Below are 14,868 nucleotides of genomic sequence, written 5' to 3' on the forward strand. Positions count from 1 at the left end.
CCTCTGTCCTGCCGGACATCTCCCCCGCAAGGGGGGAGATTGGCTGCTTCTGCCTTGGCGCCCCTTTTTGACGTTTGAGATTGGCGAAAGGCGACGCGACATCTGATCTCCCCCCTTGCGGGGGAGATGGCCGGCAGGCCAGAGGGGGGTGGGAAGGATCGCTACGTTTGCCGCGTTCCTAAGACTGCAGGGCGTCAATCCGGGTAGCAAACCGCGGGAATATTCGGCCAGACGGCGCTGTCGCAATTGGCCGCCTTCTGCCGCTGCTTGAAGGCGGCGCTGATCGGGCCGGTGACGATCGGGTCGACACCGTCAGGGGCGTCGGCGAACATCTGCTGCGCGGTTTTGGCGTCAGGCGGCGAGATCGGGTCAGCTTCTCTCAGCGCCGTCGCCGACTGCGCCACACCGGCCGCAAGCAGCACGCCAAGCGCTGCCCACGCTAAAACCGGACGCAATCTGGACATCTGATCGGTCATGAACATCGAACTGCCCGGCCCCTCAAAGGTTCCGCCTTGGTTAACGGAATCATTTCACACCAAGACGTTTAAGAATCAGTGACCATGTATTTGGGGTGGGGCCTCCCCTTTCGCAATTGCGAAAAACCTTGTATGAGCCGCGCAACCGAAAAAGGCGGCGCTTTTGGGCCTGCTGCCTGCAACGCTCCCGAGACCAGACAATGAACCTCCGCAATATCGCGATCATCGCGCATGTCGACCATGGGAAAACCACGCTCGTCGACCAGCTCCTGAAACAGTCCGGCGCCTTCCGTGACAACCAGCGCGTCGCCGAGCGCGCCATGGACTCCAACGACCTCGAAAAGGAACGCGGCATCACCATCCTCGCCAAGGCAACCTCGGTCGACTGGAAGGGCACCCGCATCAATATCGTCGACACGCCCGGACACGCCGATTTCGGCGGCGAGGTCGAGCGCATCCTGTCGATGGTGGATTCAGCTATCGTGCTCGTCGATGCCGCCGAAGGCCCGATGCCGCAGACCAAGTTCGTCGTCGGCAAGGCGCTCAAGGTGGGCCTGCGGCCGATCGTCGTCATCAACAAGATCGACCGCCCGGACGCCCGCCACATCGAAGTGGTCAACGAGGTGTTCGACCTGTTCGCCGCGCTCGACGCCACCGACGAGCAGCTCGATTTCCCGATCCTCTACGGTTCCGGCCGCGACGGCTGGGTGTCGGAGAACCCGGAAGGTCCGAAGGACCAGGGCCTGGCGCCGCTGTTCGATCTCGTCGTCAAGCATGTGCCGGCGCCGACGGTGCATCCCGGTCCGTTCCGCATGATCGGCACTATCCTGGAGGCCAATCCGTTCCTCGGCCGCATCATCACCGGCCGCATCGAGTCCGGTTCGCTGAAGCCCAACCAGGCGGTCAAGGTGCTGCATCATGACGGCACCCAGATCGAGACCGGACGTATCTCGAAGATCCTCGCCTTCCGCGGCCTCGAGCGCCAGCCGATCGAGGAAGCGCAGGCGGGCGACATCGTCGCCATCGCCGGCCTGTCGAAGGGTACCGTCGCCGACACTTTCTGCGACCCGAGCGTGACCGAGCCGCTGCACGCGCAGCCGATCGATCCGCCGACGGTGACCATGTCCTTCCTCGTCAACGACAGCCCGCTCGCCGGCACCGAGGGCGACAAGGTGACCAGCCGCGTCATACGCGACCGCCTGCTGCGCGAGGCCGAAGGCAATGTGGCGCTTAAGATCGAGGAATCGGCGGAGAAGGACTCCTTCTTCGTCTCCGGCCGCGGCGAATTGCAGCTTGCGGTGCTGATCGAGACGATGCGCCGCGAAGGCTTCGAGATCGCGGTGTCGCGCCCGCGCGTCGTCATGCAGAAGGGCGAGAACGGCGAATTGCTGGAGCCTGTCGAGGAAGTTGTCATCGACGTCGACGAAGAGCATGCCGGCGTCGTCGTGCAGAAAATGTCGGAGCGCAAGGCCGAGATGGTCGAGCTGCGCCCTTCCGGCGGCAACCGCCAGCGCCTCGTCTTCCACGCGCCGACGCGCGGCCTGATCGGCTACCAGTCGGAACTGTTGACCGACACGCGCGGCACCGCCGTGATGAACCGGCTGTTTTATGCCTATGAGCCCTATAAGGGCGAATTGCCCGGCCGCACCAATGGCGTGCTGATCTCCAACGAGCAGGGCGAGTCCGTCGCCTATGCGATGTGGAACCTGGAAGACCGCGGCCCGATGATCATCGATCCGGGCGTCAAGGTCTATCAGGGCATGATCATCGGCATCCATAGCCGGGACAACGACCTCGAAGTGAACGTGCTGAAGGGCAAGAAGCTCACCAACATTCGCGCCGCCGGCAAGGACGAGGCGGTGAAGCTGACGCCGCCGGTCCGCATGACGCTGGAGCGGGCGCTGGCTTGGATCCAGGACGACGAGCTGGTCGAGGTGACGCCGAAGACCATTCGGCTCAGGAAGCTCTACCTCGACCCGAACGAGCGCAAGCGCTTCGAGAAGGCGGCCAAGGTGATGGGCGCCGCGTAAGTTTTGTCGCGAACAGGATCAAGGGAGGGAGCAGTGCTCCCTCCCTTTTCATTTCAGCCGCACGCGGCCGAGACGACGGCTTCGCGATCGGCTTCGCCGCCAAGGTCGATGCGGATCGCCATGCCGTCGCGTGCCGGCCTGCGCAGAGCCCTGGCGCCGTCCGGCTCGACGACGAGCAACCGCCGGTCATCCCAGGCCTGCAACCTCGACCGGGAGATGCCGAGCTCTCCAGCAAGCAGACCGTCAAGCCGCAAGGGTGTCGCGGCGTCGAGCCGCAGCTCGACCCAAAGCGCGGCGGCGCAATCAGGCCCTCCGTCCAGCAGCTCCTTTCGGACCGCAACGTCGGGAAATTCCTCGATCCGTCCGATCCGGCTCCGTAGTGCGGTGGCATCGAACGCATGACGTCGCGCGAGCGCCGGGTCGTTGCTTTCGAGCGCCGCCAGCAGCTTCGGTTCGATATCGCGACGATTGCAGCGCTCAAAAATGGTGAAATTCCAGGAATTGTCGCACCCTGTGCAGCGATAGATCAGCCAGGCGTCGATACGCTTGCCGTTGGCGTTGACACGGAATTTTTCGCTGCATCGATAGGATCTGATTCCGCCGCAACGATTGCAGTTGATGAGAGGTCGAGGCGCGATTGCGGGCGCGATCGCCCAGCGGATACGCAAAAGTCCAGACATGCCGGTAAGCCCTTCCCGTCGGGAAGTCCGTCAGGCCGGCGATGTCCGAGAGCCCTCTTTGTCTGAGCATGATCTTTGCCGAAAAATCGGATACCAATTTTCGGGATCATGCCCATGCGGGCACGGCGTGGCGAAAGGCTGCGATGTTGGAAGTCAGGCGTCGGCGGATTACGCGCGACGGCGATTCAGCAATGCCAAACCGGTCTCGAAACCGCCGCCTGAAGAACACGTGAAATGATGCAGGTGCCGCCAAAGCTGCGCCTGCGGTGCTTCGGGGAGTAGACGAGACCGGCGGTTACTGAGGCAAAGTGAAGCTCGAAATGGATGAAGGGTCGGCTCTTCTAGCCGCGCGGCGGAGGGCAGGCAAGGCCAATATGTCGTCTCGCCTTTCCTCGCCACAGAGTGGCTGCGGCCATCGCGGCGCGAGCCCTACATCATCTCGATGATCGGCGCGATCTCGACGCTGAAGGCTGGGTTCATCAGGATCGGGCAATCCCTGGCCTTGGCGACGGCATCGTCGATATCCTTCGCCTCGACGATCGTGTAGCCGGCGGTCGGATTGCTGCCGCCATTGTTCTCGACCGTGCCGCCCGGCATCACCGTCTTCGACATGCCGACCGGATTGCCGCCGTCGACGACAGCGGAGCCCAGCTTGTCGTACCAGCCGGTCCAGGCATCCATCGCCGCTTTGCGCTCGGCTTCCTCGGTCGGCATCTTGCCGGAGCCATGATAGACATAGAGAAATTTCGCCATGTTCTCCTCCCTTGTCGGCGGCGTCGAACCGGCATGCGGCCACGCCGCAATCGTTGATATGCGGCTACGCCGCAATCCTTGATCATCGGCCCAAAACGGAAAACAGGCAATCGAGAATGCAGATTAGCTAATATATTAAGACGTCGGCAGCCGTCACCGCGCCATGGCGTGGTATTCGTCGTTCGGCCGCATGTCGACCGCTGCGGCCACGCGGTTCGACATGTTGAAGAAGGCGGCGGTCGAAGCGATGTCCCAGATGTCGCGATCGCTGAAACCCGCCTGTCGCAACGCGGCGCGGTCGGCCTCGACGATCTTGGCCGGCTCCTCCGTCAGCTTGACCGCGAATTCCAGCATCGCCTTCTGCCGCTCGGACAGGTCGGCGGCGCGGAAGTTCATCGCCATCATCTCGCCCAGCGCAGGCTCGCCCGACAGCTGACGCACCGCCGCGCCATGCGCGGTCAGGCAGTAGTAGCAGTGGTTGATCGAGGAGACGGCGACCGCGATCATCTCGCGCTCCAGCTTCGACAGCCCGGACTCGCCCAGCATCAGGTCGTTATACATGTCGGTGAAGGCGCGCAGCTTCTTCTCGTCGAAGGCGTAGGCCAGAAGCACGTTGGGCACGAGGCCGAGCTTCTCCTCGCATTTGGCGAAATAGGCTTTCGTCGCTTCGCTGAACTCCGCCGGGGCGAGGTCGAGCGCCGTAATCCTGTCGGTCATGTCCGGTCTCCTCCCAGGGGTGAGCGTCGGTTCGATTTTCTTAAAGCGTCGTCAAACCTTTGTCGCCAAATGGCGCTCTTCTGCTACCATAGCCGCAAAAGCATGTGACGGGAGGGACTTCGCATCATGGCCAGCCTGAAAACCGCAAGCCAGCCGAAAAAGACCAGTCCGGCAAAAGGAGGCGCGGCAAAGGCGGGCGAAAAGCCCGGCAGGCTCGCCGACTATCTTCTGGCCCGCACGCCGGCCGAAGACATCGCCGCCTATGACGTCGCCGACCTCGAGCGCGCCGCCGATCTCGCCGGCCGCGCGGTCGCCAGGCACAAAAAGGGCGATTGCATCATCGCCATCGACGTGGATTCCGGGGTGACGCGCCAGGGCCGGCCCATGACGGTCATCACCGTCGTCAACGACAACATGCCGTTCCTGTTCGATTCCATCCTCGGCGAGATCACCGAGACCGCCGGCGAGCCGCTGCTGGTCACCCATCCGGTCATCGTCGTGCGGCACGGCAAGAGCGGCGTCGAGGAGATCCTCGGCGACGGCGGCTCCGTCAAGGGAGAAACCGGCAATGACCGGCTGAGCGTCGTCCACGTCCATATCGGCCGCCTTTCGGCCGACCAGGCCGAGGCCCTTGCAGGCCGCTTGAAGAAGCTTCTCGACCAGGTGCGCGCCGCCGTCACCGACTGGAAGCCGATGCTTGCCCGCCTCGACCAGGCCATCTCGGAATTCCGCTACGCGCCGGTGCCGCTCGACAAGGCGCACGTCACCGAAGCGATCGCCTTCCTCGAATGGCTGCGCGACGACAATTTCACCTTCCTCGGCATGCGCGAGTTCAACTACACCGGCGGCGAGAAGAGCGGCATGCTGGAGCGCGCCGACAAGCCCGGCCTCGGTATCCTCGCCGATCCCGACGTCCTGGTTCTCAGGCGCGGCACCGAGGCGGTGTCGACGACGCCGGAAATCCGCGCTTTCCTGCATGGGCCGGAACCGCTGATCGTCACCAAGGCCAATGCCAAGTCCCAGGTGCACCGGCGCATCTATCTCGACTATATCGGCGTCAAGACCTACACCGCCACGGGCGTGCTTTCGGGCGAGCTGCGCATCGTCGGCCTGTTCACCTCGACCGCCTACACGCGGTCGGTGATGAAGATCCCCTATCTGCGTTCGAAGGCCGAGACCGTCATCGCCAAGTCCGGCTTCAATCCGCACGACCATTCCGGCAAGGCGCTGATCAACGTGCTGGAGAGCTATCCGCGCGACGAGCTGTTCCAGGTCCCGGTGCCGATCCTGAGGAAGCACGCCGAAGCCATCCTCGGGCTGATCGAAAGGCCGCGCGTCAGGGCGCTGGTGCGGGTCGACCAGTTCGACCGTTTCGTCTCGATCCTCGTCTTCGTGCCACGCGACCGCTACGACAGCGTCGTGCGCGAGAAGATCGGCACCTATCTCAAGACCGTGTTCGAGGGCCGGCTCTCGGCCTATTACCCGGCCTTCCCGGAAGGCGGGCTGGCGCGCGTGCATTTCATCATCGGCCGCTCCGGCGGCAAGACGCCGAAGGTCGAGCCGGCGACGATCGAGGCGGCGATCCGCGACATCGTGCGCACTTGGGACGATGCGCTACGCGAAGCGGTGTCGGAATCCGGCGCGGATGCAACGCTCACGGCCATTGCCTCGCGCTTTTCGGAAAGCTATCGCGACTCCTTTTCGCCGACCGTGGCGCTGGCCGATGCCGGACGCATCGCCAGGATCGATGCTGCCAATCCGATCGCCATCGACTATTATCGCCACGCCGACCAGGAGCCGCATCAGGCGGCGTTGAAGATCTATCACTATGGTAGCCCGGTGGCGCTGTCGAGGCGCGTGCCGGTTCTGGAGAACATCGGCTTCCGCGTCATCAGCGAGCGCACCTTCGAAGTCGGCGACGAAGCTTCCGGCATGGTCTTCATCCACGACATGGAGCTCGAGAACAGCTACGGCAAGCCGATCGACCTCGCCGACGGCGGCGCGCTGTTCGAGGATGCCTTCCTTTCGGTCTGGCGCGGCGATGTCGACAATGACGGCTATAACGGCCTTGCCCAGACCGCCGGCCTGTGGTCGGGCGAGATCACCATCCTGCGCGCCTACGGCCGCTATCTGCAGCAGGCCGGCATCCCGCAGAGCCAGGATTTCATCGCCGCCGCGCTCAACCGCTATCCGGAGATCGCGCGCGGCCTGCATGCGCTGTTCGTCGCCCGTCTCGGGCCGGCGGCCGAGACCGAAGGCGTGGTCGCCGCCAAGCACCTCAAGGCCAAGATCAGGGACGCGCTGGAAGAGGTGCCCAATATCGATGACGACACCATCATCCGCCGCTACCTAAACCTGATCGAAGCCTCGCTGCGCACCAATCATTTCGTAGCCGATACGATAGCGAAAGGGCAGTCGCTGGCGATCAAGCTCGACTCGCAGGCTGTGGACGGCCTGCCGGCGCCGCAGCCCTGGCGCGAGATTTTCGTCTACGGCGCGGAGGTCGAGGGCGTGCATCTGCGCTTCGGCCCGGTCGCGCGCGGCGGCCTGCGCTGGTCGGACCGCGCCCAGGACTACCGCACCGAGGTGTTGGGCCTGGTCAAGGCGCAGCAGGTCAAGAACGCGGTCATCGTGCCGGTCGGCGCCAAGGGTGGCTTCTATCCGAAGAAACTGCCGATGAGCGCTGGGCGTGATGCGATCTTCGAGGCCGGTACTTCGGCCTACAAGAACTTCGTCTCCAGCCTGCTCTCGATCACCGACAATATCGGCGTCGACGGTGTCATCCCGCCGGCCCACGTGGTGCGGCGCGATCCTGACGATCCCTATTTCGTCGTCGCCGCCGACAAGGGCACGGCGACCTTCTCCGACACCGCCAACGCCATTTCCGAGAAGCACGGCTTCTGGCTGGACGACGCCTTCGCCAGCGGCGGTTCCGCCGGCTACGACCACAAGAAGATGGGCATCACCGCCAAGGGCGCGTGGGAAGCGGTGAAGCGGCATTTCCGCGAGATGAACCGCGACATCCAGACCTCGTCCTTCACCGTCGTCGGCGTCGGCGACATGTCGGGCGACGTGTTCGGCAACGGCATGCTTTTGTCGCCGCGGACCAGGCTGATCGCAGCCTTCGACCATCGCGACATCTTCATCGATCCCGATCCCGACATGGCGGCCTCGCTGGCCGAGCGCCAGCGCATGTTCGCCCTGCCGCGCTCGTCCTGGCAGGACTACGACAAGTCGAAGCTGTCGGAAGGCGGCGTCATCGTCTCGCGCGGCCAGAAGTCGATCACCCTGCCGTCGGCGGCGGCCGCCGCGATCGGGCTTGCCAAGACCACGGCGACGCCGGTCGAGATCATGAACGCCATCCTCAAGGCGCCGGTCGATCTTCTGTGGTTCGGCGGCATCGGCACCTATGTCAGGGCTTCCGGCGAGACCAATGCCGATGTCGGCGACCGCGCCAACGATGCCATCCGCGTCACGGCTTCGGACGTGCGCGCCAAGGTCATCGGCGAGGGCGCCAATCTCGGCGTCACGCAGCGGGCGCGCATCGAGTTCGGCATGAATGGCGGCCGCTGCAATTCCGACGCCATCGACAATTCGGGCGGCGTCAACTGCTCCGACGTCGAGGTCAACATCAAGATCGCTTTGGCTTCGGCCATGCGCAAAGGCGCGCTGGGGAGGCCGGCCCGCAACAAGCTGCTCGCCGAGATGACCGACGAGGTGAGCGCGCTGGTGCTATCCAACAACTACCAGCAGACGCTGGCGCTTTCACTGGCGCGCAAGCGCGGGCTCGCCGACATCGCGCACCAGGCGCGCTTTATGACGGCGCTGGAGGCGCGCGGCCTGCTCGACCGCGCGGTCGAGACGCTGCCGTCGCCGGCCGCTCTTGCCGAGCGTGAGGTGCGGGGCGAGCCGCTGACCAGGGCGGAACTCGGCGTGCTGCTCGCCTATGCCAAGATCGTGCTGTTTTCCGACATCGTCGCCAGCGACGTGCCGGACGATCCGCATTTCGATCGCGACCTGATGGGCTATTTCCCCGAGCGCATGGCAAAGAAATTCGCCGGCGAGATCCGCGACCACCGGCTGCGGCGCGAGATCATCGCGCGCGTCGTCGCCAACGACCTCGTCAACCGCGGCGGGCCATCCTTCGTCAACCGGCTGCAGGAGGCGACGGGCCGTACCGCGGCCGCTGTCGTGCGCACCTTCGCCGTGGTGCGCGACGGTTTCGCGCTGCCGGCGCTCTACAAGGAAATCGACGCGCTCGACAACCAGATCGACGGCCAGACCCAGCTCGATCTCTACCAGGCGGTCAGCCGGCTCATCTTCATGAGCAGCGGCTGGTACCTGAAGAACGATTTGGGCTCGGCGCCGCTCGGCCAGCGCATCGGCGATCTGCAGGAGGCGCGCAAGGCGCTGGAGCCGAAGCTCACCTCGCTGCTGCCGGCCTTCTCGCGCGAGCGGATCGAGGAGCGGCGGCACGACCTGTTCAAGGGTGGCGCGCCGGAGAAACTGGCCGAGAAGCTCGCGCTCGCCGAGGTCGGTGAACTGATCCCGGATATCGCGCTCACCGCGCGCACGGCCAATGCCGACATCGTCAGCGGGGCCAAGGCCTTCTTCGCCGTCAGCGACGCCTTCCGCATCCCTCGGATAGAGGAGGCCGCGCGCTCGATCATGCCGCCGGACTATTACGACCAGCTGGCGCTGTCGCGCGCGACGGACACGATCGGCATGGCCAGGCGCGGCATCGCCGTCGCGGCGCTGACCGGCCACGGCAAGGCGGCGGATCCGGTTGCGGCCTGGCTGGAGGCCGGCGGCGAGCGCGTCGGGCGCATCCGCGACCGGCTGCAGGCGCTGACCGAAGGCGGCGAGATCACCGTGTCGCGGCTTTCGGTGGCGTCGGGGCTGATGAGCGACCTGACGGGGATGTAGGTTTCGAAAGCTTGGATTCCTCGCCCCCGCCAGAGCGGGGGAGAGGTGGCCGCGAAGCGGCCGGAGAGGGCGCCTTCGTAGGGCGGAGGCCTTTCTTGAACGTCAACCCAAGCGCGGCCGGCGCATCCCCCTCTCCGTCTCGGCTTCGCCGAGCCACCTCTCCCCCACTTCGTGGGGGCGAGGAACCCCGAGCAAGCGCAAACGATGTTCATTTGCATCGCTGCCCGAAAACATGCAGACATGGCGCGCGGGCGGAGCGGATGAAGCCGGAGGGGACATGGCCGAGGTAGCAGTGCAGCGGGCGACGGGGCGCGGCATCTGGGGCTGGATGTTCTTCGACTGGGCGGCGCAGCCCTTCTTCACCGTCGTCACCACCTTCATCTTCGGACCCTACTTTGCTTCGCGTATGGTCAGCGATCCGGTCATGGGCCAGGCCGCCTGGGCCTGGGGCATCGCCGCCGCTGGATTGGTCATCGCCGTCCTTTCACCCGTGCTAGGCTCGATCGCCGACCAGACCGGCCCGCGCAAGCCGTGGATCGCCTTCTTCGCGGCGATCAAGATCACCAGCCTGACGCTTCTGTGGATCGCGGCGCCCGGCTCGAACGCGTTCCTGATCGTGCTGCTCTTCTCGCTGGCCTCCGTCGCAGCGGAGTTTTCGACCGTCTTCAACGATTCGATGATGCCTCGGCTGGTGCCGAAGGCGGAGATCGGAAGGATCTCCAACACTGCCTGGGGACTCGGCTATCTCGGCGGCATGGTCGCATTGATTTTCGTCGTGCTGTTTCTGGCCGGCTCGCCCGAGAACGGCAAGACGATCATCGGCCTCGATCCGCTGTTCGGGCTCGACCCGAAGCTCGGCGAGGATGCGCGCATAACCGGACCGCTCTCGGCCGGGTGGTATTTCCTGTTCATCCTGCCGATGTTCTTCTTCACACCGGATGCCAGCAAGGGGATTCCGATCGGGCCGGCGGTGCGCGAAGGCCTTTCGGAGCTGAAGACGACACTGGGTGAAGCGCGCAAGCGTATCGGCATCTTCCGCTTCCTGATTGCCCGCATGATCTATCAGGATGGCGTCAATGCGCTGTTGACCCAGGGCGGCGTGTTCGCCGCGGCGATGTTCGGCTGGTCGATCACCGAAATCGGCCTGTTCGGCATCATCCTCAACGTCGTCGCCATCTTCGGCTGCTGGGTCGCCGCCCGCCTCGACACGGCGCTTGGCTCGAAGGCGGTGGTGATGATCTCGCTGGTGATGCTGACGGTTGCCACCGCGGGTATCATCTCAACGGGGCCAGGCTTCACCCTGCTTGGGCTGATCCCGCTCCCCACTGCCGATTCGGGCGGCCTGTTCGGGACCGCTGCCGAGAAAGCCTATATTCTCTACGGCCTGCTGATCGGGCTCGCCTTCGGACCGGTGCAGGCCTCGTCCCGCTCCTATATGGCGCGCAGCGTGACGGCGGCCGAATCGGGTCGCTATTTCGGGATCTACGCCTTGTCCGGGCGAGCAACCAGCTTCCTGGCGCCGTTCCTGCTGGCAACGATTTCCGCAGCCACCGGCTCGGCGCGTCTCGGCATGGCGGTCATCATCCTGTTTCTCGGCATCGGCATGGCGATCCTGGTCCGGACGCCGTACCCGGCGGACAAGCCGGTGGACTAGCGCTTCTTCTCCTTCTCCCCTTGTGGGAGAAGGTGTCGCCGAAGGCGACGGATGAGGAGTGTTGGACGGAGTGAGGCGGCGGCAATTTCAGGCACATTGCCAAGCTGGAACACCCCTCATCCGTCTCGGCGCTGCGCGCCGATCCACCTTCTCCCACAAGGGGAGAAGGAAGAAGCGCTCAGTGCCTGAAATGCCTGACCCCGGTGAACACCATGGCGATGCCGTGCTCGTCGGCAGCGGCGATCACGTCGTCGTCGCGCATTGAGCCGCCGGGCTGGATCACGGCCGTCGCGCCGGCCTCGATCGCTGACAATAGCCCATCGGCGAAGGGGAAGAAGGCGTCGGAGGCGACGACCGAACCCTTGGTCAGCGGTTCGGTGAGGCCGGCCGCTTCCGCCGCATCGAGCGCCTTGCGGGCGGCGATGCGCGAGGAATCGACGCGGCTCATTTGGCCGGCGCCGATGCCGACCGTGGCGCCGTCCTTGGCATAGACGATGGCGTTCGACTTGACGTGCTTGGCAACGCGGAAGGCGAATCTGAGGTCCGCCATCTCGGCCGGCGTCGGCGCGCGCTTCGTCACCACCTTCAGCTCGAGATCGTCGACCACCGCATTGTCGCGGCCCTGCACCAGCAGCCCGCCGGCGACCGATTTCGCTATCGTGCCTGCCGCGCGCGGATCGGGCAGGCCGCCGGTGACCAGAAGGCGCAGGTTCTTCTTCGCCGCTACGATCGCCATGGCCTCGTCGGTGGCGTCGGGCGCGATGATCACCTCGGTGAAGGTCTTCACGATCTCGTCCGCCGCCTCGGCATCGAGGGTGCGGTTCATCGCGACGATCCCGCCATAGGCCGAGACCGGATCGCAGGCCAGCGCCTTGGCGTAGGCCGCTTTCAGCGTTTCGCCCTCGGCGACGCCGCATGGGTTGGCGTGCTTGATGATGGCGATCGCCGCCGATCGGGCCGGATCGAATTCGCCGACCAGCTCGAAGGCGGCGTCGGTGTCGTTGATGTTGTTGTAGGAAAGCTGCTTGCCCTGCAATTGCCTGGCGGTCGCGACGCCCGGCCGCTTGTCGCCGGAGAGATAGAAGCCGGCGCCCTGATGCGGGTTCTCGCCATAGCGCATCACCTGGTCGAGACGGCCGCCGAAGGCGCGCCAGTTCGGATGCTCGATCTCCAGCGCCTCGGCGAACCAGCCGGAGATCGCTGCGTCATAGGTCGCGGTGCGGGCAAAGGCTTTCGCCGCCAGCTTCTTGCGGAAATCGAGCGACAGCGAGCCGAGATTCATCTCGAGCGCGTTGAGCACCGAGGCGTAATCGGCGGGGTCGGTGACGATCGCGACATAGGCGTGGTTCTTGGCCGAGGCGCGGATCATCGCCGGGCCGCCAATGTCGATGTTCTCGACGATCGAGGCGTAGCCGGCGCCGGAGCGGCGGACCTCCTCGAACGGATAGAGGTTGGAGACGACGAGGTCGATCGGCTGGATGTGGTGGTCGTGCATCGCCTTCGCGTGCTCGGGATCGTCGCGCACACCGAGCAGCGCGCCATGCACCGACGGATGCAAGGTCTTGACGCGGCCGTCCATGATCTCTGGAAAACCGGTCAGTTCCGAAACGTCGCGAACGGCAAGGCCGGCCCCAGCGATCTCCTTCGCGGTGCCACCGGTGGAGACCAGCTCGACGCCGGCGGCGGCAAGCGCTTTGGCGAAGTCGATCAGGCCTGTCTTGTCGAAAACGGAAAGCAGCGCGCGGCGAACCGGAACGAGGTCGGGCGCCGGAATGTTCTTGGCGGGGACGGCCATTGCTGACGGCCTTTCAAGGCTGGTTAGGAAACGTTCGCGGGCCGTAGCATATGAGGCCCGGAAATCAAGCGCGCAGCTCGGGTTCCTTGGCTTCGAATCAGTTGTTTTCGGGGTAGCCGGCGATATTGGAGCGCGTCAGCTGCCAATGCACCTCGGCGATCTCCGAGGCCTTGAAGGCAAGCACGATCTGCCGGCTGCGGCGCGGCCCGCCGAGCCCGGCGAAATAGATCGATTCCTCGACCTCCGGCGCCACTTCCGCGCAGCTGAATACCCAGGTGTCGCCTTGGGCGGCCGCCAGGGCCAGGTGGTCCTGCTCGTCCTGCAGCAGGCCGATGTCGGGATGGATGTGGAAGCGTACGGTGACGAAGTCGCGGCCGTTGTTGCGGATCGCGCCCCCACCGGGGCGCAGGAAGCGGTCGCGGCCGGTCAGAACATTGCCGTTCTCCGTCAGCTTCAGCTCGCGCTCATGCAGGAAGCCGAAGCGCGCGGCATAGCCGTCGTGGCGGGCGACAAAACCGTGCACGCCCTTCTGGTCGATGCGCTTGCAGGGCACGTGCTGCGGGCCGCCGATCAGCGGCGAGCCGAGCAGGTCGCTGACCCGCAAGGAGTGACTGAAGCGCGCCGAGGACGTGTCGTTGACGGTGGCGGTCGAATGCGCGGCGGTGGCGCGGGCGAGCGGCCGGAACTCGGCGGCGCCATAGGTGTCGATGCCTGCGTTGACGATGAAATGCTGGCGTCCGGAGGAAAGCTCGAAGGCGAGGCATCCGGCATGCGCGGCGTTGGAGACGTCGACGGGCGGTGGCGTGCCGGTGTCGGCGATCACCGTGACGCCGCCCATCGACAGGCGCTCATAGCCGGAATGCGGCGCGTGCAGAAGCGGCGCGCCGACCGTGTCGTCATGGCGCAGGATGGTGGCGATGCGGTCATGGATGGTGGCGCCCATGCCGTTGAAGCGGGCAAGGCTGCCGTCCTGGTGGCGGAAGAAGCGCAGCGCCGGCAGCATGCGGTCGATGGCGTTGATCAAGGCGGGCGGCGGCGCCTCGGCCTGGTTGGCATAGGTCTGGCGCAGCGGCAAAAGGTCGGCCAGCAATTCCAGCACGGTCATCGGGTTGCGCGAGATATGGCCGCCGTCAGGCAGGATCTGGTGGTCCAGCTCCTCGGCGAGATTGCGCGTGGCGCTGCGCAGCGCCGAGGCCGGTGCGGGCAGCGACAACGCTGCGAAGGCAAGCGCGATGCGGGCGCGCAGCCGGTCCTTGCCGTCGGGCATCTCGCGCGCCATCGACCTGAGATAGCGGATCTGCATGGCGAGCGATTTGAGGAAGGCACGGTAGAAGGGAAACTCGGCGCCTTGCAGCACGACCGAGGAATGCTGCAGCCAGGCAATCACCCGCTTGGCCGTGGTGCCGGGTTCCCAGGCGACGCCCGATATCTGGTTGCCGTGCATGGCGACCCAGTCCGAGACCAGGGCGCGAGCATTGGCGGCGGCGAGCTCGGTGCCGGCGGCGCGCATGTGGCGCAGCCAGCGGAAGCCGTGCAGCGTCTTTTGCCAGCCGCGGTTGGGCACGTTGATCTGGAAAGGCGATTTGCCGCCGGTCTCGATCATGTGGCCGGACAGCGGATAGCGGCCATAGTAGATTTCGAGCGCGATCTGCGGGTCGGAGAGCCTCAGATCCGGCGGCGCGATGAGGACGCGCTCGGGCGTGCGGCCGGAATAACGCCAGCGATAGATAGGACCGGCACGAAGGCGCCGGCGGGTCTTGCGCCAGAACTCCCTCGCGACAAGCGTCCAAAGACGCGTCGTGCTGCCGGCAACGAGTGCCAAATCCCCTCCTGATTG

The 14,868-nt window shown here is 65.4% G+C and carries 9 protein-coding genes; 3 read left to right on the forward strand and 6 right to left on the reverse strand.

The window, feature by feature from the left end; translation table 11 throughout:
• Nucleotides 1–194: 194 nt before the first annotated feature.
• Nucleotides 195–464, reverse strand: a complete 270-nt coding sequence (locus RFN30_RS12055) for a hypothetical protein (RefSeq protein ID WP_320262299.1) — start codon at nt 462–464, stop codon at nt 195–197.
• Nucleotides 465–676: 212 nt separating this feature from the next.
• Between RFN30_RS12055 and typA the strand changes: the two genes are divergently transcribed.
• The gene (gene typA, locus RFN30_RS12060) at nt 677–2,506 is read left to right on the forward strand and encodes a translational GTPase TypA (RefSeq protein WP_320262300.1); all 1,830 of its coding nucleotides are present in this window, start codon (nt 677–679) and stop codon (nt 2,504–2,506) included.
• 53 nt (nt 2,507–2,559) lie between these two features.
• On the opposite strand, the gene RFN30_RS12065 is transcribed toward typA, so the two are convergent.
• From RFN30_RS12065 to RFN30_RS12075, 3 genes are all read right to left on the reverse strand, one after another.
• Nucleotides 2,560–3,186, reverse strand: coding sequence for a DUF1062 domain-containing protein (locus RFN30_RS12065; protein WP_320262301.1), 627 nt, complete (start codon nt 3,184–3,186; stop codon nt 2,560–2,562).
• 429 nt (nt 3,187–3,615) lie between these two features.
• On the reverse strand, nt 3,616–3,939 hold the full coding sequence (locus tag RFN30_RS12070) for a YciI family protein (RefSeq protein ID WP_320262302.1): 324 nt from the start codon (nt 3,937–3,939) through the stop codon (nt 3,616–3,618).
• Nucleotides 3,940–4,092: 153 nt separating this feature from the next.
• Nucleotides 4,093–4,656, reverse strand: coding sequence for a peroxidase-related enzyme (locus RFN30_RS12075; protein ID WP_320262303.1), 564 nt, complete (start codon nt 4,654–4,656; stop codon nt 4,093–4,095).
• Between the two features lie 126 nt (nt 4,657–4,782).
• On the opposite strand from RFN30_RS12075, the gene RFN30_RS12080 reads away from it, so the two are divergent.
• Nucleotides 4,783–9,582, forward strand: a complete 4,800-nt coding sequence (locus tag RFN30_RS12080; protein ID WP_320262304.1) for an NAD-glutamate dehydrogenase — start codon at nt 4,783–4,785, stop codon at nt 9,580–9,582.
• A gap of 277 nt (nt 9,583–9,859) precedes the next feature.
• Nucleotides 9,860–11,236 (forward strand): MFS transporter, encoded by a 1,377-nt coding sequence (locus RFN30_RS12085; protein WP_320262305.1) that lies wholly within the window; start codon nt 9,860–9,862, stop codon nt 11,234–11,236.
• A 178-nt stretch (nt 11,237–11,414) separates the two neighbouring features.
• Here the strand turns inward: RFN30_RS12085 and purH are convergent, their stop codons facing one another.
• Both purH and RFN30_RS12095 read right to left on the reverse strand, forming a co-directional pair.
• Nucleotides 11,415–13,031, reverse strand: a complete 1,617-nt coding sequence (gene purH, locus RFN30_RS12090) for a bifunctional phosphoribosylaminoimidazolecarboxamide formyltransferase/IMP cyclohydrolase (RefSeq protein WP_320262306.1) — start codon at nt 13,029–13,031, stop codon at nt 11,415–11,417.
• Between the two features lie 97 nt (nt 13,032–13,128).
• A complete protein-coding gene (locus RFN30_RS12095) occupies nt 13,129–14,853 on the reverse strand; it encodes a heparinase II/III family protein (RefSeq protein WP_320262307.1) in 1,725 nt (574 codons plus the stop codon).
• Between the last annotated feature and the right edge of the window lie 15 nt (nt 14,854–14,868).

Source organism: Mesorhizobium dulcispinae (assembly GCF_033977345.1).
In the GTDB taxonomy this organism is placed as follows: domain Bacteria; phylum Pseudomonadota; class Alphaproteobacteria; order Rhizobiales; family Rhizobiaceae; genus Mesorhizobium; species Mesorhizobium dulcispinae.

What these genes read in the sequence shown, in the direction of transcription:
- typA (WP_320262300.1), top strand. Translation starts at nt 677, where the DNA reads ATGAACCTCCGCAATATCGCGATCATCGCGCATGTCGACCATGGGAAA.
- RFN30_RS12085 (WP_320262305.1), top strand. Translation starts at nt 9,860, where the DNA reads ATGGCCGAGGTAGCAGTGCAGCGGGCGACGGGGCGCGGCATCTGGGGC.
- RFN30_RS12065 (WP_320262301.1), bottom strand. Translation starts at nt 3,186, where the DNA reads ATGTCTGGACTTTTGCGTATCCGCTGGGCGATCGCGCCCGCAATCGCG.
- RFN30_RS12075 (WP_320262303.1), bottom strand. Translation starts at nt 4,656, where the DNA reads ATGACCGACAGGATTACGGCGCTCGACCTCGCCCCGGCGGAGTTCAGC.
- RFN30_RS12070 (WP_320262302.1), bottom strand. Translation starts at nt 3,939, where the DNA reads ATGGCGAAATTTCTCTATGTCTATCATGGCTCCGGCAAGATGCCGACC.
- RFN30_RS12080 (WP_320262304.1), top strand. Translation starts at nt 4,783, where the DNA reads ATGGCCAGCCTGAAAACCGCAAGCCAGCCGAAAAAGACCAGTCCGGCA.
- purH (WP_320262306.1), bottom strand. Translation starts at nt 13,031, where the DNA reads ATGGCCGTCCCCGCCAAGAACATTCCGGCGCCCGACCTCGTTCCGGTT.
- RFN30_RS12055 (WP_320262299.1), bottom strand. Translation starts at nt 464, where the DNA reads ATGTCCAGATTGCGTCCGGTTTTAGCGTGGGCAGCGCTTGGCGTGCTG.